This is a genomic window from Pseudarthrobacter albicanus, assembly GCF_018224015.1.
Lineage (GTDB): Bacteria > Actinomycetota > Actinomycetes > Actinomycetales > Micrococcaceae > Arthrobacter > Arthrobacter albicanus.
Map to the genome: position 1 here is coordinate 1 of NZ_JAGPOT010000207.1, position 350 is coordinate 350.

Annotated in this window: 1 protein-coding gene; it reads left to right on the top strand. The window is 73.4% G+C overall.

Going from position 1 to position 350, the window contains the following annotated elements:
* Positions 1 to 112: 112 nt before the first annotated feature.
* Positions 113 to 350: copper resistance CopC family protein (locus tag J9611_RS21460; protein ID WP_211883292.1), on the top strand; the 238-nt coding region annotated here is incomplete at its 3' end.

Sequence of the window (350 nt, forward strand, 5' to 3'; positions counted from 1 at the left end):
GCCGGGCCGGCGCAGGGCATTGATGACCGGATCCGGGCGGCCCGGGACGAACTCGCACAACTGCAGAGCGCACACCCCGGCACCGGCACCGGCCTCATCCCGCCTCCCCGGCGTGAAGCGTAGGACCGGCCGGCGACCGCACCGTCCCGGCCGTGCCGCCGCACTGCTCGCAGCCACGGCGGGGCTCGTCTTTGCCGGACTGCTGTCGGCGGTCCCTGCTTCCGCGCACGCCAACCTGCTCTTCACCGCACCGGCCGCCGACTCGACCGTCGCCACGGCCCCCGAAACGCTGACGCTGCTGTTCGACGAACCGGTCACGACCGCCGGGACACCGGTGACACTGGTTGGTC